This is a genomic window from Burkholderia orbicola, from assembly GCF_900100915.1.
GTDB lineage: Bacteria > Pseudomonadota > Gammaproteobacteria > Burkholderiales > Burkholderiaceae > Burkholderia > Burkholderia orbicola.
Genome location: NZ_FNKW01000002.1, coordinates 2,181,162 through 2,205,669, shown reverse-complemented (window position 1 = coordinate 2,205,669; position 24,508 = coordinate 2,181,162). Strand labels below are relative to the sequence as shown.

Sequence of the window (24,508 nt, the reverse complement as noted above, 5' to 3'; positions counted from 1 at the left end):
CCGGCCGTGCTCAGCCGTCCGCGTAGTCGACCGCCAGGCTCCACGCCGGATCGCCGTGCTTCGCCCAGTACGCGTCGAACAGCCGGCGCGTCACCGGCCCCGGACGGCCGTCGCCGATCGCCGCGTCGTTCAGCCGCGTGACCGGCATGATGCCGCCGGCCGTCGACGTGATGAACACTTCGTCCGCGTCGCGCAACTGTGCATCGTCGATGCGCGCAGCCTGGGCGTCGATGCCCATCGCCGTCGCCAGCTCGAACACGGTCTGCCGCGTGATGCCATGCAGCACGCCGCGCTCGGGCGTCCGCAGCCGGCCGTCGCGCACGACGAACACGTTGAACCCGGGCCCTTCGGCGATGCTGCCGTCCGTGCACTTCAATAGGACCGACTCCGCGCCTGCGTCATAGCCCTTCAGCAGCCCGGCGACGAGGTCCAGCCAGTGATAGTTCTTGATCTGCGGATCGACCGATTCGGGCGGAATGCGCCGCACGTCGTCGATCACGTGGAGGTGCAGCCCTTCGCGCAACTGCCGCTCGTTCGCGACCGATCCGTACGGCACCGCGAACGCGATGAACTGGTTCACAGCATCGCGCGGGTCGCGGCTGAAGGTCGGCGACACGCCGCGCGTGCACAGCATCTCGACGTAGGCGTGGCGCAGCCCCGAGCGGCGCACGCATTCGACGAGAATGTCGCGCAGCGCATCGTCGGTCAACGGCACGTTCAGCCGCAACCGCGCAAGCGAGCGCCTGAATCGCTCGATATGCTTGTCGAGGCGGAAGAAGCGGCCGTTCCAAACATGCACGGTGTCGTACGTGACGTCGGAGTGCAGAAAGCCCCAGTCGAGCACCGATACGCGCGCGTCGGCGATCGGAATGAAGCGGCCGTTCATGTAGGCGGCGCCCTGCGGAAACGCGGGCGCTTCGACGGATGGAATGCCACGATGGGCCATGCGTGTCTCCCGCGGCACGTTCGGCGTGTAGTCGACCTGCGCCGCGAACGACGCACGGTCGGCGTCGAACACGCTGCGATGCACGACCGCGTTCGGCCCCGTCGCGCGATCGAACGACAGCTTGCCGTCGAGGTGATCGATCTCGTGCTGCATCAGCTCCGACACGTCGGGCGACAACGCGTCGCGCTGATGCGGCTCGCCGTCGAGCGTCGTGTAGCGCACGCTCACCGACGCATGGCGCTCGACGCGCACGAACAGGTCCGGAAAGCACATGCAGTCGTCCCACAGCATCATCCGCGCGTCGCTGCGCCACACGATCTCGGGATTCACGATCACGTCGGGCCAGCCGTCCAGCGCGAGCGCGATCATCCGCTGCCCGATGCCGATCTGCGGCGCGGCGACCGCGCGTCCAAAGCCGTGTTCGTCGCGAAACGCGCGCAGCGCGGCGCGCAGTGCGCTGGCCGCTTCGCGTACCGCGCGCGTCCCCACGTCGTCGACCGGCCGAGCGACGTCGCGCAGCGACGCCGTGCCCACGGGAAGAATCCGCGTATTCATTTGACCACCTCTGACAAAGTCACCTTGTTGCCTCCTTTGAACGTCGAAATCGTTGCCGCCGGATTGCGCAGTTCGCCGCGTGCGTCGAATGCGATCCGGCCGGTCACGCCCTGGAAGTCGACGCGATGCAACGCATCGACAATCTTCGCGGGATCGGTGGACTGCGCGAGCATCACCGCGTGGTAGACGGCCATCATCGCGTCGTACGCATACGGCGCGTAGAGCTGCACGGGCGCGCCGTATTTCTGCGTGAAGCGTGCAGCGAACGCCGGACCGCCCGGCATCTTCGCCAGGCTCCTGCCGCCGTCCGCGCACACGAGATTGCCGTCGAGCGCGTCGCCGGCCAGCTTCAGGATTTCGTGCGTGCACAGGCCGTCACCACCCAGCAGCGGCGCGGCAATCCGCAACTTCCTCATCTGCTTGAGCATCGGGCCGCCCTGCGTGTCCATGCCGCCGAAGAAGATCGCATCGGGCGCCTTGCCCTTGAGCAACGTCAGCGGTGCGCCGAAGTCGAAGGCCTTGTCCGTCGTGTATTCGCGTGCGACGACGGTCGCGCCCGACGCCCCGAGCCCGCCGACGAACACGTCCGCGATGCCCTGCCCGTACGCCGTGCGATCGTCGACGACGCCGATGCGGCGCGCGTGCAGCTGCTCGACCGCATAGCGGGCGACGGCCTGACCGAGGAAGTCGTCATTCGCGAGCAACCGGAACGTGGTGCGATAGCCCAGGCGCGTGAACTCGGGATTGGTCGCCGACGGTGTCAGCTCCGCGATGTTGGCCGTCGCGTAGAGCCGCGCGACGGCGATCGACGTTCCCGAATTCTGGTGACCGATGACGGCGCTGACATGCGTATCGACGAAGCGCTGAGCGACCGTCGTCGCGACCTTCGGGTCGGCCTGGTCGTCCTGTGCGTCGAGCGCGAACGTGACCGGATGCCCGGCGACGCTCGGATGGCCGGCATTGATTTCGTCGATCGCGAGCCGGATGCCGCGGGCGCTGTCCTCGCCGAAATGCGCCTGCGCGCCGGTGAGCGCGCCGGCGAAACCTACGACGACCGTGTCCGCGCCGAACGCGGAAACGGCCAGCACGAGCGGCGCAAGCGCCAGCAGCAGATGTCGGGAACGCATGATGATTTCCTCGCAGCTTCGTGGTTGACGGATGCTACGATTATCGGCAGCCGTCGCGAAATCCGATAAACATCGCGCCGCCCGATTCGTGAATTTGTTTCGTTTTTTCCTCCACAAGGAAATCCGATGAATTCCATCGCCGCACCGCTCGACGACTTCGATCTGAGGATCCTCGCCCGTCTCCAGCACGACAACCAGATCACCAACCAGGCGCTCGCCGCCGAGATCGGCCTGAGCCCGCCCGCGTGCCTGCGCCGCGTCAAGCGGCTGCGCGACGAGCGCTATATCCAGCAGGATGTCGCCGTCGTCGATCCGAACAAGGTCGGCCTCCCGTTGACGATGCTCGTGCTCGTGCAGGTCGAGCGCGAACGGGTCGACCTGCTCGACGAATTCAAGCGGTTCCTGAAATCGCTGCCGGAAGTCATGCAGTGCTACGTGGTGACGGGCCGCGCCGATTTCGTGCTGATGATCGCGATGCGCGACATCGACCACTACGAGGAATTTTCCACGCGCGTATTCCGCCAGCACCACAACATCCGCCACTTCGAAACGATGGTCGTGATGTCGCGCGTGAAGGTGGGGCTGTCGCTGCCGATCGGCATCGAGTGACGGTTGCCTGTTGCCGGCACGCGCTCCGCAACGAAAACGGGCGCCCGAAGGCGCCCGCATCGTCTTGCCGTCACCACCTTGCGCGTCAGGTCACCGGCGCCGGATTGAACAGCGTCAGCGCATTCGCGAGCTTCCATTGCTCGGCCCACGTGCGGCGCTTGCCGCTCGCGACGTCGAGCATCAGCCGGAACAGCGCCCAGCCCGTGTCCTCGATCGTCGCCGCGCCGGTCGCGATCTGCCCCGCGTCGAGATCCATCAGGTCGTGCCAGCGGCGCGCGAGATCGCTGCGCGTCGCGACCTTGATCACCGGCACCTGCGCGAGGCCGTACGGCGTACCGCGGCCGGTCGTGAAAATGTGCAGGTTCATCCCCGCCGCGAGCTGCAGCGTGCCGCAGATGAAATCGCTCGCGGGCGTCGCCGCGTACAGCAGCCCCTTCTGCCGCGCCCGATCGCCGGGGCGCACGACGCCGGCGATCGGCGCGCTGCCCGACTTCACGATCGATCCCATCGCCTTCTCGACGATGTTCGACAGGCCGCCCTTCTTGTTGCCCGGCGTCGTGTTCGCGCTGCGGTCGACGCGGCCGCGCTCGAGGTAGCGGTCGTACCAGTCCATCTCGCGGATGATCTCGCGGGCCACTTCTTCATTCGCCGCGCGCGACGTGAGCTGCGCAACGCCGTCGCGCACTTCGGTCACTTCGGAGAACATGATCGTCGCGCCTGCCCGCACGAGCAGGTCGGCCGCGAAGCCGACCGCCGGATTAGCGGTGAGCCCCGAGAACGCGTCGCTGCCGCCGCACTGCACGCCGACGACGAGATCCGACGCGGGGCAGGTTTCGCGACGGCGGCGGTTCAGCCGCTCGAGATGCGATTCGGCCATCGTCATGATCGAGTCGATCATCGAGTTGAAGCCGACGTGCGCGGCATCCTGCAGGCAAACGACGCCACCGTTGTCGGTCGCGCCGTCGGCGGTCACCGGAATCGCGCCCGGCGGCAGCAGGCGCTCGGGCTGCAACTTCTCGCAGCCGAGGCTCACGGTCATCACCTCGCCGCCGAAGTTCGGGTTCAGGCTGATGTTGCGCAGCGTGCGGATCGGGATGTCGGCGTCGGGCGCATCGATCGCGACGCCGCAGCCGTACGTATGTTCGAGCCCGACCACGTCGTCGACGTTCGGGTAGCGCGGCAGCAGTTCGTCCTTGATCCGCTTCACCGCATGCTCGACGACGCCCGACACACACTGCACGGTCGTCGTGATCGCGAGGATGTTGCGCGTGCCGACCGAGCCGTCGGCATTGCGGAAACCCTCGAACGTATAGCCTTCGAGCGGCTCGAGCGGCGGCGCGACGCGCGTGGCGAGCGGCAGGTCGTCGAGGCCCGGCGGCTCGGGCATGCGCATCGTGCGCTCGTTGACCCAGCTGCCGCGCCGCAGGTCGGTCAGCGCATAGCCGATCACCACGTTGTAGCGAATGACCGGGTCGCCGGCCGCGAGGTCGACGAGCGCGACCTTGTGCCCCTGCGGCACGCCTTCGCACAGCGTCAGCCCGTCGGCGAACGTCGCGCCTGCGGGCAAGCCGCCGTCGTTGACGACGATCGCGACGTTGTCGTCCGGATGCACGCGGATGTAGAGAGGGGAAGCAGTCATCGGAATTCCTGGAAGCTGTCTGCGATATCGTTAGTCATCATACGACATTCAACCTCAGTTGATGATGCTGCGTAAACCCTTATCCGGAAAGACCCTACCCTTGACCCGCCAGCAAACCGCTTGCGCCACTCTTTCTTGCGTTGTACGATGACATACAACGACATCGCCAATTCGGCTCGTATGCCGTTCCCGACGAACCAGCACTCGCGCTAGACGGACGACCCCAACCATGACTTCACCGCAAGAACTCAAACAGATCATCTCCCACGGCCTGCTGTCGTTTCCGCTGACGGATTTCGACGCCGACGGCAGCTTCCGCCCGAGCACCTATGCCGAGCGTCTGGAATGGCTGGCGCCGTATGGCGCGAGCGCGCTGTTCGCGGCCGGCGGCACCGGCGAATTCTTCTCGCTCACGCAGCGCGAGTACTCGGACGTGATCCGCGTCGCGACGGAAACCTGCAAGGGCAAGGTGCCGATCCTCGCCGGCGCGGGCGGCGCGACGCGCGTCGCGATCGAATATGCGCAGGAAGCCGAGCGCCTCGGCGCCAGCGGCGTGCTGCTGATGCCGCACTACCTGACCGAAGCGAGCCAGGAAGGGATCGCCGACCACGTCGAGCAAGTCTGCCGCGCGCTGAAGATCGGCGTCGTGGTGTACAACCGCGCGAATTCGAAGCTGAATGCGGACATGCTGGAGCGCCTTGCCGACCGTTGCCCGAACCTGATCGGTTTCAAGGACGGCGTCGGCGAAATCGAGAGCATGGTGACGATCCGCCGTCGCCTCGGCGATCGCTTCGCGTACCTCGGCGGCCTGCCGACGGCCGAAGTCTATGCAGCCGCGTACAAGGCGCTCGGCGTGCCGGTGTACTCGTCGGCCGTGTTCAACTTCATCCCGAAGACGGCAATGGCATTCTACGAAGCGATCGCGAAGGACGACCACGCAACCGTCGGCCGCCTGATCGACGAGTTCTTCCTGCCGTACCTGAAGATCCGCAATCGCCGCGCGGGCTACGCGGTCAGCATCGTGAAGGCGGGCGCGAAGCTCGTCGGCCACGACGCGGGCCCGGTGCGCGCACCGCTCGTCGACCTGACCGACGAAGAAGCGGCCGAACTCGACGTGCTGATCAAGAAGATGGGCCCGCAGTAAGCGGGTTCGCCGGCGGCGCGAGCCTTCATCGGCACGGCGCGCCGGCTCCCCCATTTCTCCGTATCCGACTCACGCGATGGCCGCGCGGCTCGACGAGCCGGCGCGGCCATCGCATTACATCTGTGCGATCGCGCCGATGATCCGCTGGCGCACACCGGTGAGCGTGCGCTGCGTCTCGTCGATCCCCTTGCGTGCCGCGAGCGGCCGGCCGCGCGCCGGCGACTCGGCGCCCACGATCTGCTCCAGCACGTCGCGGTCGACGACCGCATCGAAGAAGCGCCCGACCGTGAACATCGCGTATTGCTTCGCGGTCGCGAGATGCGTGTTGGCCTGCGTGAGCGCGTCGGCGCGCTGCGCGCCGTTCGGCCCGTCGATGCTGCGGCGGTGCTTCAGCGCGAACACCACCGCCTCCATGTCTTGCTTGAAGCGCTCGACGGCCCTGCCGAAGATCACCGAATGCGGATCGGGGCCCACGACGGGCCGCCCCTGGTTGATCGTCACGTCGAATTCGCTGCCGCCCAGCTCGCGCTGCAGCGCGAACAGCGCATCGGCCAGCACGCGCCCTTCGCTGGTTTCGCCGATCTGGGTACGGACCGATTTCGCGACGTCGCCGATCGCTTTCCACACCCCGGCCGCGAACAAGTGGTCGCCACGCTTGCTGATATTCATCGGATGGTTCCTTGTTGGTCTTGTGCGTCTCTCAGGCTCGCCCGCGGACCTGACGGTCCGAGGCTTCGCTACTGTAGGAGAAACGGGGGCAACAGGAAAGGCGAGGTGACCCCGCCACGGCATCGCATCAAAATGAGCACCGTTTGATGCGATAATTGATGCATCGATTTTCCCGGGAGCCGCCCATGCGCACCACCTTGTCCCTCGACGACGCACTGCTCGCCAAAGCGCAGCAATTGACCGGCGTCACCGAAAAATCGGCGCTCGTGAGGGAAGCGCTGCGCGCATTGATCGCCCGCGAAAGTGCGCGACGACTCGCCCGCCTCGGCGGCACCGAGCCCGACCTCGAATCGGTTCCACGCCGCCCGTCGGAGCCCGCATGATCCTTGTCGACACGTCCGTCTGGATCGATCACTTGCGAGCCGGCGACGCGACGCTCACCGCCTTGCTGGAAGCGGAGCGCGTATTGATCCATCCGTTCATCGTCGGCGAGCTTGCGCTCGGCAGCATGCGCAATCGCGAGACCGTGCTGGATGCGCTGCGCGACCTTCCAGCTGCAACCCTTGCCACCGACGACGAAGTCCAGCGCATGATCGATGCCGTACCGCTTCACGGGCTGGGCATCGGCTACGTCGATGCCCACCTGCTTGCGTCGGCCAGACTGACCAGCGACAGCAGGCTATGGACGCGCGACCGGCGCCTGCTGGCGGCAGCGGAGCGCCTGCAACTCGTCGCCCGCCCCGCTCACTGACCGAGCGAAACCGGCACGAAAGCCCGCGCTGAATAAAAAAGCGGCGAGGCCCGTGGGCCCCGCCGCCGTATTCCAACGTGCCGGGAAGCATCCCTCCCGGGACGCTGCCTTCACCGGTTACGCCCCGTCACTCCGCCTTGCCGTCCCGCAGCCGCGGAATCGCGAGCGGATTGCCTTCCCGCAGCCCTTCGGGCAGCAGGTCGTCCGGGAAGTCCTGATAGCACACCGGCCGCAGAAAACGCTCGATCGCGGTCGCGCCGACCGACGTGACGGCCGGGTTCGACGTCGCGGGGAACGGCCCACCGTGCACCATCGCATCACACACCTCGACGCCGGTCGGGTAACCGTTGACCAGCAGGCGCCCGGCCTTGCGCTCGAGGATCGGCAGCAACCGGCGCGCGAGCGGCTTGTCGTCGGCATCCATCTGCAGCGTGGCCGTCAACTGGCCTTCGAGCGCGTCGAGCACGCGCGCGACTTCGTCGAGATCGCGGCAGCGCACGATCAGCGACGCCGGCCCGAACACTTCGTGGCTGAACGCCGGCTCGCCCAGGAACGCCTGCGCGCCCACTTCGTATAGCGCGCCGCCCGCCTGGCAGTCGGTCTGTGCCGCCTCGCCCGCGCCGATTTCGCGTACGCCCGGCAGTTCGGCCAGCTTGCCGCGACCGTTACGGTACGCATCGGCGATGCCGCGCGTGAGCATCACGCCGGCCGGCTTCTTCGCGAGCGCCTGGGCCGCGACCGTCTCGAAGCGGTCGAGATCGGGGCCGTCGATCGCGAGCACGAGGCCCGGATTGGTACAGAACTGGCCGACACCGAGCGTCAGCGAATCGACGAAGCCCGTCGCGATCGCGTCGCCGCGCGCGGCCAGCGCAGCCGGGAACAGCACGACCGGGTTGATGCTGCTCATTTCCGCATAGACGGGAATCGGCTGCGGGCGCGCGTTCGCGAGCTGCACGAGCGCCATCCCGCCCTGCCGCGAACCGGTGAAACCGACGGCCTGGATCGCCGGATGGCTGACCAGCGCCGCGCCGATCACGCGGCCGGGGCCGACCAGCAGCGAGAACACGCCGGCCGGCATGCCGGTTTTCGCGACCGCGGCGCGGATCGCGCGGCCGACCAGCTCGGACGTGCCGAGGTGCGCTTCATGGGCCTTCACGATCACCGGGCAGCCGGCCGCGAGCGCCGACGCGGTATCGCCGCCGGCCACCGAGAACGCGAGCGGGAAATTGCTCGCGCCGAACACGGCGACGGGCCCGAGCGCGATTTTCTGCAGCCGCAGATCCGAGCGCGGCAGCGGCGTGCGCGCGGGTTGCGCGGGATCGATCGACGCGGCGAGGAAGCGCCCGTCGCGCACGACGCGTGCGAACAGCCGGAGCTGGCCGACGGTGCGGCCGCGCTCGCCTTGCAGCCGTGCGACCGGCAAGCCCGTTTCGGCATGCGCGCGCTCGATCAGCGCATCGCCGAGCGCGACGATTTCATCGGCGATCGCTTCGAGAAACGCCGCACGGGCCGCGAGCGGCTGCGTGCGGTACGCATCGAACGCGTCGCGTGCGAGTTCGCACGCGCGGTCGACGTCGGCCTGCGTCGCGACGCCGAACGCCGGCGCCTCGATCGGCGCGCCCTTCGTCGGATCGAACGCGTACAAGGTTCCGGCCGAGCCGGCCACCGCTTCGGCGCCGATCAGCATCTCTCCTGTCAGTTGCATGGGGTGTGCTCCGTGGTTCGGGAATGGATTGCTCATTGTAGCTCAACAGATACGATGTCTGCCGACGTCAGCGGCATATTCTCGCCGCCTGCGAAGGCGCCGACGATACCGCCGAAAGCCTTACCCGGCCAGCAAATCGCGACCTTCCCACACTGTGACAACGATCCCAAAGGGAAAACCCGAGGTTTCTGAATTCGAGCATTCTCAATAAACTTTCTTCCATGTCATACGACGACGTACATTTAAAGTGAGCAATCAGACCTCCCCTCGCGATCTTCCGCTCGACCTCGCGCGCACCGCGCGCCGAACCGCCGTGCGCTACTGGATCCTGGCGATGCTGTTCGTCGTCACGACGCTCAACTATGCGGACCGCGCCACGCTGTCGATCACCGGCACGCCGATCCGCAAGGCGTTCGGCATCGATCCGGTGACGATGGGTTACATCTTCTCGGCGTTCAGCTGGGCGTACGTGCTCGCGCAACTGCCGAGCGGCTGGCTGCTCGACCGCTTCGGCGCGCGGCGCGTGTATGCGGCGAGCATCTTCCTGTGGTCGGCGTTCACGCTGCTGCAGAGCACGATCGGCCTCGGCGGCAGCGCCGCGTTCGCGGTCGCCGCGCTGTTCGCGATGCGTTTCGCGGTCGGCATCGCGGAGGCGCCGGCGTTTCCGGCGAACGCGAAGGTCGTCGCGAGCTGGTTCCCGACCGCCGAGCGCGGCACTGCGTCGGCGATCTTCAACGCCGCGCAGTACTTCGCAGCCGTGGTGTTCTCGCCGCTGATGGCCTGGCTCACGCACGCGTACGGCTGGCACCACGTGTACCTGTGGCTCGGCCTGGCCGGCATCGCGCTCGCGTTCCTGTGGCTGCGCGTCGTGAAGGACCCGGCCGACCATCCGGCCGTGAACCGGGCGGAACTCGACCATATCGAGCAGGGTGGCGGCCTCGTACGGTCGACGGGCGGGGCGACCGGCGCGCGCGGTAGCGGCGGTGGCGGTGGCGCTGCCGAAGGCAGCCGCGTGGCGGGCTGGTACTACGTGCGCCAGTTGCTGTCGAACCGGATGCTGATCGGCGTGTACCTCGGCCAGTACTGCGTGAACGTGCTCACGTACTTCTTCCTCACGTGGTTTCCGATCTACCTCGTGCAGGCGCGCGGGATGTCGCTGCTGAAGGCCGGCTTCATGACGTCGCTGCCGGCGATCTGCGGGTTCCTCGGCGGCGTGCTCGGCGGGATGCTGTCGGACGCGCTGATCCGCCGCGGCGTCTCGCTGACGCTCGCACGCAAGATCCCGATCGTCGGCGGGATGCTGCTGTCGATGGTCATCATCGGTTGCAACTACGTCGACAGCGAAGCGCTGGTCATCATGCTGATGGCCGTGTCGTTCTTCGGCAAGGGGATCGGCTCGCTGGGCTGGGCCGTCGTCGCGGATACCGCGCCGAAGGAAGCGATCGGCCTGTCGGGCAGCCTGTTCAACATGTTCGGCAACACGGCGGGCATCGTCGCGCCGATCGCGATCGGCTACCTCGTCGGCGCGAGCGGCTCGTTCAACGGCGCGCTGGTGTTCGTCGGGCTGAACGCGCTCGTCACCGTGTTCAGCTATCTCGTGATCGTGAAGGACATCAAGCGCGTCGAGCTGCGTCATCGCGACGCGTGACGTTCGACCTTTGAAAAACGGCGGCCGCTTCATGCGCGGCCGCCGTTTTTTTACATCGGAGCGACGTCAGGTCGACGCGTGCACGGCGCGCAGCATGTCGTGCACGCCGGACGTCATCAACGCGAGGAACGCGAGCAGACCGACGTAGCAAAGCGCGTAGGTCGTCTTCGTCTCGATCGACGTCGCGTAGTACACGCGGTTCTCCGGCGCGTCGGGATCGTAGCGCCACGCGCGCTTCAGCTGCGGCAGCGCGAGGATCGCCATCACGATCAGCAGCGGGCTCGGCCGATACACGAACAGCGCGATCAGCACCGGCACGCCCGCGAACCAGATGCGCGGCGACAGTACCGCGGTGATCCGCCCGCCGTCGAACGGCGACAGCGGAATCATGTTGAAGAGATTCAGGAAGAAGCCCGTATACGACAGCGCGAGCAGCAGGTTGCTGTCGGTGTGGCGCGCGGCCGCGTAGCAGGCCAGCGCGCCGAGGGTGCCGACGAACGGCCCGGCGAGGCCGACGTAGGCCTCCGTTTCCGCGTCGTGCGGCATCTCCTTCAACTGGATCCACGCGCCGACGAACGGGATGAAGGTCGGCAGCCCGACGTCGAGCCCGCGCCGCTGCGCGGCGACGTAGTGGCCGGCTTCGTGCACCAGCAGCAACGCGACGAAACCGGCCGCGAAGCGCCAGCCATAGAGCAGCGCATAGACCGCGATCGACGCGAGCATCGTGCCGGCCGAGACGAGCACCTTGCCGAGCTTCAGGCCGCCGAAGATCAGCAGCAACAGCTTCGTCATTCCTTGCGCTCCGTGGCGGCTGCGTCGGATGCAGCGGTTGCATCGGCGACGGCCGGCGCCGCGGCCGCCTTCGGCTTGCGCCCGAAGAAACGCTTGAGCGCCGCGCCGCCGGCCAGCAGCGCGACCGCGCCGATCTTGAAGAACTTCACCGCGAACGCGCCGATCAGCGCGAGCAGGCCGAGCTTTTTCGCGCCGACGCCGACGATCAGCGCCGCGAGCCCATACTCGGCAACGTGGTCGGTCGACTGGTTGAAGTCGGCATAGCGCTTGCCGTCGTTGAAGCGGATGTTCGACAGCAGCGCGTCGGCCGAGGGCTGGTACTTCGGCAAATCGGCGAGCGTCGACGCCATCGTCAGCGACAGGTAGCCGTCGCGGCCGAGCACGAGCGTCCGGTAGTTCACGCCGTCGTTCGCGGCATTCGGCGCCGCACCCTTGTCGCGGATGATCGCCGACCACACGAGCCGGTGCGTGGCCGCGTCGTACGCAGGCGCCTTCGCCCAGCCGACCACCTCGGTTTCGGGCAGGCCGCGCTCCTTGCGCGCCGGGTTGTTTTCCTCGGTGCCGGCCTGCAGGCTTTTCAGCAGTTCGTCGGGCTTCCAGTCCTTCGCGTCGTCGTCGCGGATATAGCCGCTCGGCTCGAACGATACGACCGAGAGCCAGTCGGCATCGGGATCGTCGGGCAGCACGAGGCCGACCAGCTTCGATTCGTCGATCGAGTTGCCCATCGAGCGCAGGTAGCGGCCGGCTTCGGCGGCAGGCACGAACGATTCGCCGGCCTTCAGCTTCAGCACGGCTTCGTGTTTGACGTCGATGTCGGTCGGCCCCTTCACGACCGCTTCGTTGGCGGCCGCGGCGGCGGCCCTCATTTCGACCTGCGCAGCTTCGGTCTGCGCGTGGCCGCTGGTCGCGGCGAATGCGAGCGTCGCCACGCAGGCGAGCCGGACGGCAAGTTTTTTCATTGTTGGATTCCCCTGGAATGCCTTGTTGTCGATGTGCGCGGCGTCCGGCCCCGGCATCGTGGCCGCGGGTCCGGCGCCGCCTCTCAGGTGGCACGGGGGCTATGGTAACGCAGCGGCTGCGCACGCCCGGGCGGTGCGCGGCGCTTACCTCGCAGGTAATGCCGAAGCGGCGCGGGATTGCCTATCATCTCCCCATGAACTCGACCGCCGCCCTCCATTCGCCTTCCCCGTCCGCCGGCCGCGCGCCCGGCATCGGCCCGCTGTTGCGCACGTGGCGGCAACGCCGGCGCCTGAGCCAGATGGCGCTCGCGCTCGACGCGGAAGTCTCCGCGCGCCACCTGAGCTTCGTCGAATCGGGCCGCGCGCAGCCGAGCCGCGAGATGGTGCTGCATCTCGCCGAACGCCTCGACGTGCCGCTGCGCGAACGCAATGCGCTGCTCGTCGCGGCCGGCTTCGCGCCGCTGTTTCGCGAACGGCCGTTTTCGGACCCGCAACTGGATGCCGCGCGTCATGCGGTCGAAGCCGTGCTGCGCGGGCACGAGCCTTATCCGGCGCTCGCGGTGGACCGCCACTGGACGCTGCTCGCGGCGAATCGGATGCTCGGCACGCTGGTCGCGCAGGCCGATCCGGCGCTGCTGCAGCCGCCCGTCAACGTGCTGCGGCTGAGCCTGCATCCGGACGGTCTCGCGTCGCAGATCGTCAACTGGCATGAGTGGCGCGCGCACATCCTGCATCGGTTGCAGCGGCAGATCGATGCGAGCGGCGACCGCACGCTGCATGCGCTGCGCGACGAGCTCGCCGCGTATCCGGCGCCGGCCGGCCAGCCCGACGATTCGCACACGCGCACCGATTTCGCGGACATCGCCGTGCCGCTGCGGCTGCGCACGGCGAGCGGCGAGCTGACGTTCTTCAGTACGACGACGGTATTCGGCACGCCGGTCGACGTGACGCTGTCGGAACTCGCGATCGAGGCGTTCTTTCCGGCGAATCCGGAAACGGTGGAGGCGATGCGGGCGCTGGCGGACGCGTTACCGGTGGCGTAACGCCGGCAGGCGTGGCGGGGCCGTGGCCGCGCTCAGCGGCGTTCGAGCGCCAGCTTCACGCCCAGCGCGAGCAAGACCACCCCGCTGACGCGATGCATGCGCGTCAGAATGCGCGGGTTGCGGCGGATCGATGCCGACAACAGGCCCGCGAACAGCGCGACCGGCCCCTTGACGAGAAACGTCAGCCCGGCAAACGTCGCGCCCAGCACGAACAGCGACAGCATCGGATGCGGGGCGCCGGCCGGAACGAATTGCGGCAGAAACGCCAGATAGAAAAGCGCGACCTTCGGATTCGACACGTTGGACAGCGCGCCTTGCGCGAACGTCCGCAGCCGCGATGCCGGCGCATTGCCATTGCCCGCCAGCGTCAATTCGCCCGTCGAGCGCAACAGCGTGATGCCGAGGTACAGCAGATACAGCGCGCCCACCACCTTCAGCGCCGTGAACAGCCATTCGGAAGCCTGAAGCAGCGCACCCAGCCCGAGCGTCGCGAGCATCGTATGCACGAGCAGCCCGACGCTGACACCCGCGGCAGTCACGAGGCCCGCGCGCGTGCCGCCGGACAGCGTGCGCGACATCACGAGGACCATGTCCTGGCCGGGCGTCAGAATGATCAGAAGGGAGGTGGCCATGAACGGCAGCCAGGCGACGTGCGACATCGGGAAGCTCCTGAAGGGGGCCGCGGCGGGCGCGAATCGCGCGTTTTCGAGGGGCCGGGCAGTCGTCAGATTATCGGCAACTTCCCGTGGAGATTGGATGCAAACCCGGCTATTTTTGAAGTCAGATTTGGAGTTATTCTCCAACATCAACTTCATCTATAGCCAAAAATGCCAATCAAACTGGATGCGATCGATCGACGCATTCTGCGTGCGTTGCAGAAGAATTCGAACCAGACGAACGCCGACATCGCGCAACAGGCCGGCCTGTCGCCCACGCCGTGCCTGCGCCGCGTTCACCTCCTCGAGGAACAGGGCGTGATCGACGCGTACGTCGCGTTGCTGAACCCGGCAGCCGTCGAGCTGCGCTTCACGGCATTCGTGCGCGTCACGCTGGAGCGCCAGGACAAGACGACGGTCGAACGCTTCGCGCGCGAGATGGAGCACGCGCCCGAAGTGCTCGAATGCCATCTGATGGCCGGCAGCTACGACTATCTGCTGCGCGTGATCGCGAAGGATCTCGACGACTATCAGCGCTTTCAGATGGAAACGCTCACGCAGATCGAAGGCGTGCGCAACATCGAAACCGAGATCCCGCTGAAGCGCATCAAGCAGACGGTGCGGCTGCCGATCTAGGGGTCGAGAAACGTCACGGCCTCCCCGGCCGGTTGTCCGTTCAGCGCCTCGTCGCGCACGACGACCTGCCCGCGCACGACCGTATGCACGGGCCACCCCTTAACCGCACAGCCGTCGTACGGCGTCCACCCGCTCACGCTCGCGATCCATTCGTCGCGAATGATCCGCCGCGCGCGCAGGTCGACGATGCTGAAATCGGCGTCGTAGCCCGCCGCAATGCGTCCCTTCCCTTCGATGCCGAAAACGCGCGCCGGCCCGGCGCTGGTCAGGTCGACCAGCCGTTCGACGCTCAAACGGCCGGCCTGCACGTGATCGAGCATCAGCGGCAGCAGCGTCTGCACACCGGTCATCCCGCTCGGCGACTGCGGATACGGGCGGCGCTTTTCGTCGCGCGTATGCGGCGCATGATCGCTGCCGATCACGTCGACCACGCCGTCGCGGACGGCCTGCCACAGCGCGTCCCGATGATGCCGTTCGCGCACGGGCGGATTCATCTGTGCGAACGTGCCGAGCCGCTCGTAGCAATCCGGCGCGTGCAGACTCAGGTGATGCGGCGTGACCTCGACCGTCACGCGCCGCCGGTGCCGTGCGAGCAACGCCATTTCGTCCGCCGTGGATACGTGCAGCACATGCAGCCGGCGGCCCGTCTCGGCAGCCAGCCCGACGATGCGCCGCGTCGCGGCCAGCGCGCTTTCCGCGTCGCGCCAGCGCGGATGGTCGCGCACGTCGCCGCTTGCTTCCGCGATCGACTTGCGTTCGCGCAGCCGCGCCTCGTCCTCCGCATGCACGGCCACGCGCCGCCGGCCGTGGCGCAGTATCCGGCGCAACACGGTTTCGTCGTCGGCCAGCAGATCGCCGAACGAACTGCCCATGAAGACCTTCACCCCCGCGCAGCCGGGCAACCGTTCGAGCACCGGCAGCCGTTCGGCATTCACGGCCGAGCCGCCGATGTAGAACGCGTAGTCGCACCACGCACGGCCGCGCGCGAGATCGAGCTTCGCGCCCAGATCCTGCTCGTCCAGCGTCAGCGGATGCGTATTCGGCATCTCGAAGATCGTCGTGACGCCGCCGAGCACCGCGCCGCGCGTGCCGGCCTCGATGGTCTCCTTGTGCGTGAGCCCCGGTTCACGGAAATGCACCTGGCTGTCGACCACGCCCGGCAACACGTGCAAGCCGCGCGCATCGAGCAGCACGTCGGCGCTCCACGTACCATGCAACGCGCCCAGCGCGACGACGCGGCCGCCCATGCACGCGACGTCGATCCGCTCGGCGCCGTTGGGCGTCATCACCGTGCCGCCATGCACCAGCAGATCGGCGTGCCGCCGTGTCGATCGGTCGCCCGCTTCCTGTCGCAGCCGCTCGTCCATGCGTCAGAACTCGTTCTGGATCTGCTTGTAACCGAGCACCAGCGCATTGTTCGTCCGCGCGACGTCCTCGGAGAACTCGCTCGCATCGGCCGTCACCTGCGGCAGCGCGGCGAGATCGGTTTCCGGCCCGATGCGTTCGGTCGAGCGCACGTGGAAGCCCGGCGGCAGGTGGCAGCCGTCGACGACCGCGTTGTAGCGCACCACGCAGCCGTCGTCGATCGTGCAATTGAACAGCACGCTGTTGAAGCCGACGAACACGCCGTCGCCGACCGTGCACGGCCCGTGGACGATCGCGCGATGCGCGATCGACGTGTGCCGGCCGATCGTCACGCTCGCGCCCGATTTCGAATGGATCACGACGCCGTCCTGGATGTTCGAATGCGCACCGATCACGATCGGCGCGATCTGACCGTCCGCATCGGTTTCGTCGGCGCGGATCACCGCGTATGGGCCGATGAACACGTTCTCCTCGATGATCACGCGCCCGCACAGGATGGCGGTCGGATCGACGAACGCATTCGGATGAATGTGCGGCAGGTCGCCGCGCGGGTTCTTTCGGATCATCAGGATTCCTGCCGGGAAAGAGTATGGCCGCGCTTGAGCCGCTCGAACAGGCCGGGATCGCGCCACTGCGCGACGATGGCCGGCGCGAACACGATCGCGTCGAGGTCGATGCGGCCCATGCGCGGGTTGAATGCATCGTCGCGAAAGCACTGCGCGTAACCGGTCTCGGTCTCGTGAACGATCACCGAATGCAGCCGCACGTCGGCTTCGCCGTTCGACATGCGCGTACCGCACAGCGCCGCATCGACGAGGCGAAAGAACACGCGCGAGAACTGCTCGGCGCTCGGCGACACCGGCAGCCGCACCCAGCGCTCGGAATGCCGGCGCATGCTTTCGACATAGCGCGGATCGTCGTCCGACCACAGCGTCACCGCGTGGTCGAACGCGTCGATCAGGTCGCGCACGTCGCCCTTGAGCAGCCCGAAGTCGTAGATCATCTGGCCGTGATCGAACGCATGCGCTTCGAGCAGCAGCTCGACACGGTACGAATGGCCGTGGATCGAATGCGAGCAGCGCCGCGTGCTGCAGCCGCGCACGACGTGCGCATTCTCGAACCGGAACAGCTTGCGGATCAGCATGCGTCGGCGCCTTCGCACAGCGGAGCGGCCCACGCCACCGCATCGTGCGGATGCAGGCTTTCGAGATGGCGCACCCGCACGCGCGGGTTCGCATGACGATCTTCGAGCGCGGCCTGCACGCGCCGCGCCGCATCCTCGACGAACATCAGGTTGCCGCCGTTCAGCACCGCGAACGCCTGCTCGTCCGCGCGCTTGACGGCTGTCTGCACCGGCGTGCCGAGCGCCTGCTCGACGCGCTCGATCAGGTCGAGCAGCCCCAGCGTCGCGCCATCGGCGGGCAGCGCCACGCTGACGACGGCCTCGCTGCGCTGGCTGTGCGGCGTGGCGGCCGTCGCATGCCGCTTCAGCCAGGCGGCGACCGCCGCCGGCTCCACGCGAGCCTCATGCCCGAATGCCGTCAGGAATGCCTGTTCGATCCAGTGCCGCGACAGCGCGGCCGAGCACGGGCACGTCGACGAATAGACGACCGTCACCTGCGCGCGCAGCGCAAACGCATCGCCGGCCAGCGTCGCATCGAGACGCACCGGATAGGCCTTCCAGCCGGCCAGCCCCTCGGTCACGAGCGCCGTGCGGCGGGCCAGCAGGTCGAAGCGCAGCCGCACGCGCGCGCTGCGCGTCGCGCAGTCGCGGTGGCTGTCGACCATCGCGCGCAGCATGCGCTGCAAGCCGGCCGGCGACAGCGCTTCGCCGTCGGCGAGCCCGTCGAGCAGCCCGTACAGCCGCGACATGTGGATGCCTTTCACCTGCGGCGCAGGCAGATCGACCTGCACGTCGGCACGCGCATGCACGTCGCGCCGGCAGCCGGGCTCCGCCACGACGACGGGCAGGTCGATGCCCTGCATGCCGACCCATTCGAGCGGGCGGCGGCCCGGCGCGGCGTCGGTCAGGGAAATATCGGGAAGCGCTGCATTCATGCTTGAAATCCGGTGGAGCGCCTTCTCCATCCGGATCGATGCAGGCAGCGCGTTCAGGTCAGGCCCAGTCGCGAAACGGGTTGTCCCACGTGGTCCAGTGTTCGGGGCCGGCGGCCATCTCGGCGTCGGTCAACAGACACGCATCGAAGCGCGCGCGCAGCGCGGGCTCGTCCATGTCCATGCCGATCAGCACGAGCTCCTGCCGGGCGTCGCCGACGTGCTCGTCCCAGCGCGCGCGGATCTGCGCGACGGCTTCGGCGTCCCGCGGCCAGCGCTCGGGCGGCACGGCCGCCCACCAGTGGCCGGCCGGCCCGTGCCGCGCGACCGCGCCGGCCTGCGACCACGAGCCGGCGACGGCCGGATGCGTGGCCAGCCAGAAGAACCCCTTCGAGCGGACGACGCCCGGCCATTCGCTCTCCACCAGATCGAAGAAGCGCTGCGGATGAAAGGGCCGCCGCGCGCGATAGACGAAGCTGCGGATTCCGTACTCGTCGGTCTCCGGCGTGTGCGTGCCGCGCAGCTCCTGCAACCAGCCCGGCGCGCGCGACGCCTCATCGAAATCGAACAGGCCCGTGTCGAGCACACGTTCCAGCGGCACCTTGCCGAATTCGGCGATCTCGATCCGCGCGCGCGGGTTCAGCCCGCGCAGTAGCGCGATCAGCCGCTCGCGCGCGCTGGCGTCGATCAGGTCGATCTTGTTGATCACGAGCACGTCGCAAAACTCGATCTGGTCGATCAGCAGATCGACGACCGTGCGGGCGTCCTCGTCGCCCATCGATTCGCCGCGCGCTTGCAGGCTGTCGCGCGACGCGTAATCGCGCAGGAAATTGAACGCGTCGACCACCGTCACCATCGTGTCGAGCCGCGCGACTTCGCCGAGGCTGCGACCGTCCTCGCCTTCGAACGTGAACGTCTCGGCCACCGGCAGCGGCTCCGAGATGCCGGTCGATTCGATCACGAGCTGATCGAAGCGCCCTTCGCGTGCGAGCCGGTCGACCTCGATCAGCAGATCCTCGCGCAGCGTGCAGCAGATGCAGCCGTTGCTCATCTCGACCAGCTTCTCGTCGGTGCGCGACAGTCCCGCGCCGCCGTCGCGCACGAGCGCGGCGTCGATGTTGACCTCGGACATGTCGTTGACGATCACCGCGACGCGCCGGCCCTCGCGATTGTTGAGGATGTGGTTGAGCAGCGTCGTCTTGCCGGCGCCGAGAAAGCCGGACAGGACGGTCACGGGAAGCCGCGTGGACGGATGAAGGGCGGGGTTCATCGGGCGATTCCGGAAGAGGACGTTGAGGATAAAATGATATATTGTATCGCTACGATATAACATATCATTCCAGACGTCCAGCACGACGGTAGCGCGGCGATGCACGCATCATGCGGTTTGAAAGGTGAGGTTGATAAGCTGCCCGGCGAGACCGCCCCTTTCAAACACCATGAAAAACAAAACGCTTGCCACGCTGTTACTGTGCGCTGCCGCTCCCGGCATCGCACTCGCACAATCGATCGCGGCGCCCGCGCTGAAACCGGGCGACACCTGGACCTACGTCGATACGGTCGAAATCGGCCCGAACGGCTGGCGCCAGACGCGCGACGAGATTACCGTGCAGCGCACGACGCCCGGGCACATCTACGTCGAGTCCCGGCAAAGCGGCGCCACGCAGGCGCCGCACGAAATGATCGTCGATGCGGACTGGAGCCGTGCACGCAGCATCAACGGCACCGAAACCGTCGTGAACCGCCCGCTGGCGTTTCCGCTGACGATCGGCAAGACCTGGACGATCCAGTACAGCGAGTCACACCCGAATCCGCAGCATGCGTCGGAAGCGTACGACACGCACTACAAGGTCGTGGGCCACGAGACCGTCACTGTGACGGGCGGCAAGTTCGACGCGATCAAGATCGAGGCTGAAGGTTCATGGAAGGCGCAATCCGCACCGGGGCAGTCGATCACGTCCGGCGTATCGCGCAACGCGGGCGGTTCGACGATCGTGGTGCAAAGCCGCAACAACGGGACGGCGGAAGGAACCGGCAAGACCTACAAGGCGTTCTGGTACGTGCCGGCGGTGGGTCGCTGGGTCAAGTCGGTCGAGGAGTATTACGACACGAACGGCATGCGGACGGCGCGCTATTCGGACGAACTCGCATCGTACAAGCGCGCCGGGGCGGACGGCAGCGCACCGTTGGCCGGCGGCCCTGCGCCCGCCTCCGTCGCGCCGGATGGCCCGCCGCCCGGCGATCAATGACGGAGTGCGTGCTCGCTTACGTATAGAGCGACGCCGGCGGCAACTCGCCCGTCAGCGCATACCGGCCCACGTCGCGCAGCCGGTAGTCGAGCGGATCGTGCAGCGTATGCGTGCGCGCGTTCCGCCAGAAACGGTCGAGGCCGAGCGACGCGGCCGTCGCGCGCGCGCCGCATGCATCGAACAGCGCTTCGCCGTTATCCAGCGCCGCGCGCTGCGCGACGATCTTCGCTTCCGACACCGCGAGCGCGACTTCGGCGCGTTCGTCGGCCGTCAGCGCGTCCTGCCGCGCCCATGCGTGCTGCAACGCGTTGGCCGCGCGATCGGCCAGCGCCGCCGCGGCGATCGCGCGCACGCGCATGTCGCCGAAGCGCTGCAACGTGTACGGATCGTCTTCGGCCCGCTCGACGTCCGAATGAATCCACGGGCGGCCGTGCTGCCGCACGTAGTCGCGTGCCTCGGCCAGCGCGCCTTCCGCCAGGCCGACGAACAGGTTCGTCAGCACGAGCTGCGACACCAGCGTGCGCAGCGTCGCGCGCGGCGTCGGCGGCGCTTCCGACCGGTGCAGCACCTCGTCCGGCGCGAGCGTCACGCCGTCGAAGCGCACGCTGCCGCTGTCGGTCTGGCGCTGGCCGACCGGGTCCCAGTCGTCGTTGACGGTGATCCCGGCCCGATCGGTCGGCACCACGCCGAACACGGTGCGGCCGATGGCCGGATCGTGCGCGGATACCGTCATCCGCTGCGAGCCGCGCGTGCCGGAACAGAAGCCCTTCACGCCGTCGAGCCGGTAGCCGCCGTCGGGCGTCGCCGTGGCGACGAGCCGCGTGTCGAGCGGATTGACCGCGTTGCCCCACCACCAGCGCCCGTCGACCGTGCCGCGCAGGTAGCGCTCGCGCTGCGCGGCGTTGCCCCACACGTCGACGCTCACCACCTGCAGGCACTGGAAGCCGACCAGATGCGCGAGCGCGCTGTCGACTCGCGCGACCTGCCGGATCGCGTCATAAATCTCGGGCCACGCCGCTTCCTGCCCGCCGAACGCGCGCGGCACCGCGAGCGTCAGCAAACCCGCGTCGGCGAGCCACTGCTTCTCCTGGGCGGCATGACCGCCCGCGCGGTCGCGCTCGGCGGCGCTCACGCGCAGCGCGTCGATCGCGCGCGCAAGCGCCACGCGGTCGACGGCCGGTGCATCGGTATCCGGCGCCAGCGTCGCCGGGCCGCGGGGATCGTTCATGCGACAGCTTCCTGTTCAACGGTTTCGCCCGACAGCGGGACGAGCGCGCCAAGCTGACGGCCGGTCAGCCTCGACAGGATCTCGCGCCGCCAGTCGTCGTAGATCGCACGATATTCGGCGATATCCGCGCCGAACACCAGTGCGGTATGCGCGTACTCGTCGTGCAGATAGCCGTCGAGCCGCGCCTGGGTTTCCTCGTCAGCCGCGATCACGCGATCGATCAGCGCATCGCGCTCGGCGGGCGGCAGCGCCTGCAGCGTGTCGAACCACCACTGGACGATCTGCACGCGATGCCATTCCTCGTCCGGGCGAATCCGGTTCTCGCCGTGCTCGCGCATCGCGCTGTCGCCGATGCGGCCGGTCTTGCGCTGAATCCACAGCTTCGCGAGGATGTGCAGCTCGTAATGCCATTCGAACGCGAGAAAGCCCGCGACGTCGCGCACCGCGATGTCGCCGATACGCGCCCAGTGCGCGGCGACGAGCCGGTCGACTTCCGGCAGCGGATCGCGCCCCGTGAGTTCGGTCACGCGCTCACGGCCGATCACCGCGTGCGCGCCGTCGTCGCCGAGCTGGCGCGACAAGATCAGCTGGAAATGCGGATCGTCGCGGAACAGCGTGTCGATCGCCTTCGCGACGACCTGCACGATGAACAGGTCGTGCGACGCCATCTTCGTGTAGTAGTCGGCGACGGCCGCCAGCTCGTCGCCGTGGCGCGGCTCACGCGGCGGCGTCGCCACTTTGTCGGGGAAGTCCGGACGATGGCGTCGCGCCACCTCCAGAAACAGCGCTTCCTCGAATTGTCCGTTCCATTCGCGCGGCGCGCCGATGGGCAAGGTCATGGTTGTTCTCTCAGGATCAGGAATGAAACGAGCGGACGCTTGTGGCGTCGCTCAGGTGCGCCGGGTCACGCGTCGGACCAGGCGGTCGCCCGTGATTTGCACGGCCGAGACGAGCGCGATCAGGATCACGATCACGGTCGCCATGACGGTGGTGTCGAAACGTTGATAGCCATAGCGGATCGCGAGATCGCCGAGCCCGCCCGCGCCAACGGCACCCGCCATCGCGGTCGAGCCGATCAGCGCGACGACGGTGATCGTGAAGCCGCCGAGCATGCCGGGCAGCGCTTCGGGCAGCAGCACGTGCCACACGATGTGGCGGCGTTTCGCGCCCATCGCGAGCGCGGCCTCGATCAGCCCGCGATCGACTTCGCGCAGGCTCACTTCGGCGATCCGCGCGAAGAACGGGATCGCGGCGATCGATAGCGGCACGACAGCCGCCCACACGCCGATCGTCGTGCCGATCAGCACGCGCGTGAACGGCAGCAGCGCGACCAGCAGGATGATGAACGGCGTCGAGCGGAACACGTTGACGAGCGCGCCGAGCACCGCGTTCACGCCGCGCCGAGCGTAGATGCCGCCGGGCGCGGTGGTCACGAGGATCACCGCGAGCGGGATGCCGATCAGCGCGGCGATCGCGGCCGACGCGGCGACCATCGACAGCGTGTCGCGGATCGCGTCGAGCAGTTCGGGCCACCAGAGATCAAACATAGCCGAGCACCTCCGCATGATTCGCATGGCGGCGCGCACGTTCGAGCAGTGCGGCGACCGCACCACCGCGCGCCGTCGACGGGCCGGCGTCATCCGCACGCGGCGTCGCGGCGATCACGAGCCGCCCTTGCGCATGCCCCTGGATGCTTTCGATGCCGCCGTGCAGGAACCGCACGGAGCCGCCGAGCGCCGCCGCGAGCGCGCCGACGTCCGGCTCGCCGCCGCTCTCGCCCGTATAGCGGACGTCGAGCACGATCTGCGCGCCGTCGGGCAGCGCGGCCTGCTCGGGCAGCGGCCGCACCCGCGCGGCCAGTTCGGCCGGCAGGTCGTGCTGCAGCGTGCTCAGCAGCGCGCGCGTCGCGCCGTGGCGCGGATCGCCGAACACGCGCCACACGGGGCCGGTTTCGACGACTTCGCCCTGTTCGATCACCGCGACCGTGTCGCATACCGCGCGGATCACCTCCATCTCGTGCGTGATCAGCACGATCGTCAGCCCGAGGCGGCGGTTGATGTCGGCGAGCAGCGCGAGGATCGATTGCGTGGTTTCCGGATCGAGCGCCGACGTCGCTTCGTCGCACAGCAGCACCTCCGGATCGTGCACGAGCGCCCGCGCGATGCCGACGCGCTGCTTCTGCCCGCCCGACAGGCTCGCCGGATATGCGTCGCGCTTCGCGGCGAGCCCGACGAGCTCGAGCAGCGCCTCGACCTTGCGCACGCGCTCGGCCTTCGGCACGCCGGCGATCTTCAGCGGCAGCGCGACGTTCTCGAACACCGTCTTCGCGGACAGCAGGTTGAAATGCTGGAACACCATGCCGGTGCGGCGCCGCAACGCGACGAGGCCGTCCTCGTCGAGCGCGCCGACGTCCACGCCCTGCACGCGCACACGGCCCGAACTCGGCCGTTCGAGGCCGTTCAGGAGGCGCAGCAACGTCGACTTGCCCGCGCCGCTGCGGCCGATGATCCCGAACACCTCGCCGCGCCGCACGTCGAGCGTCACGTCGCGCAGCGCGGCGGCCTGGCCGCGCGGCGTAGCGAATACCTTGCCGACCTGCTCCAGCGACACGGCCGCGCCGCCGACCGGCGTCACGGCTTCCTCATGTGCCGCTGCATCGGCGCCGGCGCCGGCGCGCACGGCCGATGCCTCGATGAAACCCAGCGTATCGAACAATTGCGTCATCGCTTCGC

At 68.0% G+C, this 24,508-nt stretch carries 25 protein-coding genes; 8 read left to right on the top strand and 17 right to left on the bottom strand.

The window, feature by feature from the left end; genetic code table 11:
- Positions 1–10: 10 nt before the first annotated feature.
- Both BLS50_RS26830 and BLS50_RS26825 read right to left on the bottom strand, forming a co-directional pair.
- Positions 11–1,501, bottom strand: coding sequence for an aminotransferase class IV (locus BLS50_RS26830; protein ID WP_074805423.1), 1,491 nt, complete (start codon positions 1,499–1,501; stop codon positions 11–13).
- Positions 1,498–2,745, bottom strand: a complete 1,248-nt coding sequence (locus BLS50_RS26825; protein ID WP_256334172.1) for a branched-chain amino acid ABC transporter substrate-binding protein — start codon at positions 2,743–2,745, stop codon at positions 1,498–1,500. The genes BLS50_RS26830 and BLS50_RS26825 overlap by 4 nt, the downstream gene beginning before the upstream one ends.
- 9 nt (positions 2,746–2,754) lie before the next feature.
- On the opposite strand from BLS50_RS26825, the gene BLS50_RS26820 reads away from it, so the two are divergent.
- On the top strand, positions 2,755–3,237 hold the full coding sequence (locus BLS50_RS26820) for an Lrp/AsnC family transcriptional regulator (RefSeq protein ID WP_011546883.1): 483 nt from the start codon (positions 2,755–2,757) through the stop codon (positions 3,235–3,237).
- Positions 3,238–3,322: 85 nt separating this feature from the next.
- Here the strand turns inward: BLS50_RS26820 and garD are convergent, their stop codons facing one another.
- On the bottom strand, positions 3,323–4,876 hold the full coding sequence (gene garD, locus BLS50_RS26815; RefSeq protein ID WP_074805414.1) for a galactarate dehydratase: 1,554 nt from the start codon (positions 4,874–4,876) through the stop codon (positions 3,323–3,325).
- A gap of 229 nt (positions 4,877–5,105) precedes the next feature.
- Here garD and kdgD point away from each other — a divergent pair, with 229 nt between their 5' ends.
- Positions 5,106–6,020, top strand: a complete 915-nt coding sequence (kdgD, locus tag BLS50_RS26810) for a 5-dehydro-4-deoxyglucarate dehydratase (protein WP_011546881.1) — start codon at positions 5,106–5,108, stop codon at positions 6,018–6,020.
- Positions 6,021–6,134: 114 nt separating this feature from the next.
- On the opposite strand, the gene BLS50_RS26805 is transcribed toward kdgD, so the two are convergent.
- Positions 6,135–6,689, bottom strand: coding sequence for a hypothetical protein (locus BLS50_RS26805; protein WP_074805411.1), 555 nt, complete (start codon positions 6,687–6,689; stop codon positions 6,135–6,137).
- Between the two features lie 185 nt (positions 6,690–6,874).
- Between BLS50_RS26805 and BLS50_RS26800 the strand changes: the two genes are divergently transcribed.
- Both BLS50_RS26800 and BLS50_RS26795 read left to right on the top strand, forming a co-directional pair.
- The gene (locus tag BLS50_RS26800; RefSeq protein ID WP_006752328.1) at positions 6,875–7,072 is read left to right on the top strand and encodes a type II toxin-antitoxin system VapB family antitoxin; all 198 of its coding nucleotides are present in this window, start codon (positions 6,875–6,877) and stop codon (positions 7,070–7,072) included.
- Positions 7,069–7,440: a type II toxin-antitoxin system VapC family toxin gene (locus BLS50_RS26795; protein ID WP_027806038.1), complete on the top strand. Its 372-nt coding sequence runs from the start codon at positions 7,069–7,071 to the stop codon at positions 7,438–7,440. The genes BLS50_RS26800 and BLS50_RS26795 overlap by 4 nt, the downstream gene beginning before the upstream one ends.
- A gap of 127 nt (positions 7,441–7,567) precedes the next feature.
- On the opposite strand, the gene BLS50_RS26790 is transcribed toward BLS50_RS26795, so the two are convergent.
- Positions 7,568–9,145 carry an aldehyde dehydrogenase (NADP(+)) gene (locus BLS50_RS26790; RefSeq protein ID WP_027806039.1) on the bottom strand — a complete coding sequence of 526 codons (1,578 nt, stop codon included), beginning with the start codon at positions 9,143–9,145 and terminating at the stop codon, positions 7,568–7,570.
- A 247-nt stretch (positions 9,146–9,392) separates the two neighbouring features.
- Between BLS50_RS26790 and BLS50_RS26785 the strand changes: the two genes are divergently transcribed.
- Entirely contained in the window at positions 9,393–10,793 is a 1,401-nt protein-coding gene (locus tag BLS50_RS26785) for an MFS transporter (protein ID WP_027806040.1), read from the top strand.
- Between the two features lie 66 nt (positions 10,794–10,859).
- Here the strand turns inward: BLS50_RS26785 and BLS50_RS26780 are convergent, their stop codons facing one another.
- Entirely contained in the window at positions 10,860–11,585 is a 726-nt protein-coding gene (locus BLS50_RS26780) for a site-2 protease family protein (RefSeq protein WP_074805408.1), read from the bottom strand.
- A complete protein-coding gene (locus tag BLS50_RS26775) occupies positions 11,582–12,544 on the bottom strand; it encodes a DUF2167 domain-containing protein (protein ID WP_074805406.1) in 963 nt (320 codons plus the stop codon). The genes BLS50_RS26780 and BLS50_RS26775 overlap by 4 nt, the downstream gene beginning before the upstream one ends.
- 194 nt (positions 12,545–12,738) lie before the next feature.
- Here BLS50_RS26775 and BLS50_RS26770 point away from each other — a divergent pair, with 194 nt between their 5' ends.
- Positions 12,739–13,587, top strand: a complete 849-nt coding sequence (locus BLS50_RS26770) for a helix-turn-helix domain-containing protein (protein WP_074805401.1) — start codon at positions 12,739–12,741, stop codon at positions 13,585–13,587.
- Positions 13,588–13,619: 32 nt separating this feature from the next.
- Here the strand turns inward: BLS50_RS26770 and BLS50_RS26765 are convergent, their stop codons facing one another.
- Positions 13,620–14,246 carry a LysE family translocator gene (locus tag BLS50_RS26765; RefSeq protein ID WP_023477064.1) on the bottom strand — a complete coding sequence of 209 codons (627 nt, stop codon included), beginning with the start codon at positions 14,244–14,246 and terminating at the stop codon, positions 13,620–13,622.
- Positions 14,247–14,414: 168 nt separating this feature from the next.
- Here BLS50_RS26765 and BLS50_RS26760 point away from each other — a divergent pair, with 168 nt between their 5' ends.
- Positions 14,415–14,879, top strand: a complete 465-nt coding sequence (locus BLS50_RS26760) for an Lrp/AsnC family transcriptional regulator (RefSeq protein WP_074805398.1) — start codon at positions 14,415–14,417, stop codon at positions 14,877–14,879.
- Here the strand turns inward: BLS50_RS26760 and BLS50_RS26755 are convergent.
- The 5 genes from BLS50_RS26755 to zigA are packed head-to-tail and all read right to left on the bottom strand — an operon-like array spanning position 14,876 to position 19,569.
- Positions 14,876–16,246: a dihydroorotase gene (locus tag BLS50_RS26755; RefSeq protein WP_074805395.1), complete on the bottom strand. Its 1,371-nt coding sequence runs from the start codon at positions 16,244–16,246 to the stop codon at positions 14,876–14,878. The genes BLS50_RS26760 and BLS50_RS26755 overlap by 4 nt on opposite strands.
- Positions 16,247–16,249: 3 nt before the next feature.
- Complete coding sequence (locus BLS50_RS26750; RefSeq protein ID WP_074805392.1) at positions 16,250–16,810, bottom strand: gamma carbonic anhydrase family protein; 561 nt, start codon at positions 16,808–16,810, stop codon at positions 16,250–16,252.
- A complete protein-coding gene (locus tag BLS50_RS26745) occupies positions 16,810–17,388 on the bottom strand; it encodes a 6-pyruvoyl trahydropterin synthase family protein (protein ID WP_069231661.1) in 579 nt (192 codons plus the stop codon). Before BLS50_RS26745 ends, BLS50_RS26750 begins: the two co-directional genes overlap by 1 nt.
- The gene (gene folE2 / locus BLS50_RS26740; protein WP_074806747.1) at positions 17,382–18,302 is read right to left on the bottom strand and encodes a GTP cyclohydrolase FolE2; all 921 of its coding nucleotides are present in this window, start codon (positions 18,300–18,302) and stop codon (positions 17,382–17,384) included. The genes BLS50_RS26745 and folE2 overlap by 7 nt, the downstream gene beginning before the upstream one ends.
- A 58-nt stretch (positions 18,303–18,360) precedes the next feature.
- Positions 18,361–19,569 (bottom strand): zinc metallochaperone GTPase ZigA, encoded by a 1,209-nt coding sequence (gene zigA / locus BLS50_RS26735; protein ID WP_176934307.1) that lies wholly within the window; start codon positions 19,567–19,569, stop codon positions 18,361–18,363.
- Between the two features lie 169 nt (positions 19,570–19,738).
- On the opposite strand from zigA, the gene BLS50_RS26730 reads away from it, so the two are divergent.
- Positions 19,739–20,548 (top strand): hypothetical protein, encoded by an 810-nt coding sequence (locus BLS50_RS26730; protein ID WP_011546867.1) that lies wholly within the window; start codon positions 19,739–19,741, stop codon positions 20,546–20,548.
- A 16-nt stretch (positions 20,549–20,564) separates the two neighbouring features.
- Here the strand turns inward: BLS50_RS26730 and BLS50_RS26725 are convergent, their stop codons facing one another.
- The 4 genes from BLS50_RS26725 to BLS50_RS26710 are packed head-to-tail and all read right to left on the bottom strand — an operon-like array spanning position 20,565 to position 24,500.
- The gene (locus BLS50_RS26725) at positions 20,565–21,776 is read right to left on the bottom strand and encodes an acyl-CoA dehydrogenase family protein (protein WP_074805387.1); all 1,212 of its coding nucleotides are present in this window, start codon (positions 21,774–21,776) and stop codon (positions 20,565–20,567) included.
- On the bottom strand, positions 21,773–22,615 hold the full coding sequence (locus tag BLS50_RS26720; protein WP_027806050.1) for a hypothetical protein: 843 nt from the start codon (positions 22,613–22,615) through the stop codon (positions 21,773–21,775). Before BLS50_RS26720 ends, BLS50_RS26725 begins: the two co-directional genes overlap by 4 nt.
- A gap of 51 nt (positions 22,616–22,666) precedes the next feature.
- Positions 22,667–23,323, bottom strand: coding sequence for a methionine ABC transporter permease (locus tag BLS50_RS26715; RefSeq protein ID WP_006491339.1), 657 nt, complete (start codon positions 23,321–23,323; stop codon positions 22,667–22,669).
- Positions 23,316–24,500: a methionine ABC transporter ATP-binding protein gene (locus BLS50_RS26710; RefSeq protein ID WP_027806051.1), complete on the bottom strand. Its 1,185-nt coding sequence runs from the start codon at positions 24,498–24,500 to the stop codon at positions 23,316–23,318. Before BLS50_RS26710 ends, BLS50_RS26715 begins: the two co-directional genes overlap by 8 nt.
- Positions 24,501–24,508 lie beyond the last annotated feature (8 nt).

Coding starts and splice junctions, on each gene's coding strand:
- kdgD (WP_011546881.1), top strand. CDS start 5,106: ATGACTTCACCGCAAGAACTCAAACAGATCATCTCCCACGGCCTGCTG.
- BLS50_RS26780 (WP_074805408.1), bottom strand. CDS start 11,585: ATGACGAAGCTGTTGCTGCTGATCTTCGGCGGCCTGAAGCTCGGCAAG.
- BLS50_RS26730 (WP_011546867.1), top strand. CDS start 19,739: ATGAAAAACAAAACGCTTGCCACGCTGTTACTGTGCGCTGCCGCTCCC.
- BLS50_RS26725 (WP_074805387.1), bottom strand. CDS start 21,776: ATGAACGATCCCCGCGGCCCGGCGACGCTGGCGCCGGATACCGATGCA.
- BLS50_RS26745 (WP_069231661.1), bottom strand. CDS start 17,388: ATGCTGATCCGCAAGCTGTTCCGGTTCGAGAATGCGCACGTCGTGCGC.
- BLS50_RS26795 (WP_027806038.1), top strand. CDS start 7,069: ATGATCCTTGTCGACACGTCCGTCTGGATCGATCACTTGCGAGCCGGC.
- BLS50_RS26830 (WP_074805423.1), bottom strand. CDS start 1,501: ATGAATACGCGGATTCTTCCCGTGGGCACGGCGTCGCTGCGCGACGTC.
- BLS50_RS26710 (WP_027806051.1), bottom strand. CDS start 24,500: ATGACGCAATTGTTCGATACGCTGGGTTTCATCGAGGCATCGGCCGTG.
- BLS50_RS26800 (WP_006752328.1), top strand. CDS start 6,875: ATGCGCACCACCTTGTCCCTCGACGACGCACTGCTCGCCAAAGCGCAG.
- BLS50_RS26765 (WP_023477064.1), bottom strand. CDS start 14,246: ATGTCGCACGTCGCCTGGCTGCCGTTCATGGCCACCTCCCTTCTGATC.
- folE2 (WP_074806747.1), bottom strand. CDS start 18,302: ATGAATGCAGCGCTTCCCGATATTTCCCTGACCGACGCCGCGCCGGGC.
- garD (WP_074805414.1), bottom strand. CDS start 4,876: ATGACTGCTTCCCCTCTCTACATCCGCGTGCATCCGGACGACAACGTC.
- BLS50_RS26820 (WP_011546883.1), top strand. CDS start 2,755: ATGAATTCCATCGCCGCACCGCTCGACGACTTCGATCTGAGGATCCTC.
- BLS50_RS26755 (WP_074805395.1), bottom strand. CDS start 16,246: ATGGACGAGCGGCTGCGACAGGAAGCGGGCGACCGATCGACACGGCGG.
- BLS50_RS26760 (WP_074805398.1), top strand. CDS start 14,415: ATGCCAATCAAACTGGATGCGATCGATCGACGCATTCTGCGTGCGTTG.
- zigA (WP_176934307.1), bottom strand. CDS start 19,569: ATGAACCCCGCCCTTCATCCGTCCACGCGGCTTCCCGTGACCGTCCTG.
- BLS50_RS26775 (WP_074805406.1), bottom strand. CDS start 12,544: ATGAAAAAACTTGCCGTCCGGCTCGCCTGCGTGGCGACGCTCGCATTC.
- BLS50_RS26790 (WP_027806039.1), bottom strand. CDS start 9,145: ATGCAACTGACAGGAGAGATGCTGATCGGCGCCGAAGCGGTGGCCGGC.
- BLS50_RS26720 (WP_027806050.1), bottom strand. CDS start 22,615: ATGACCTTGCCCATCGGCGCGCCGCGCGAATGGAACGGACAATTCGAG.
- BLS50_RS26805 (WP_074805411.1), bottom strand. CDS start 6,689: ATGAATATCAGCAAGCGTGGCGACCACTTGTTCGCGGCCGGGGTGTGG.
- BLS50_RS26770 (WP_074805401.1), top strand. CDS start 12,739: ATGAACTCGACCGCCGCCCTCCATTCGCCTTCCCCGTCCGCCGGCCGC.
- BLS50_RS26715 (WP_006491339.1), bottom strand. CDS start 23,323: ATGTTTGATCTCTGGTGGCCCGAACTGCTCGACGCGATCCGCGACACG.
- BLS50_RS26750 (WP_074805392.1), bottom strand. CDS start 16,810: ATGATCCGAAAGAACCCGCGCGGCGACCTGCCGCACATTCATCCGAAT.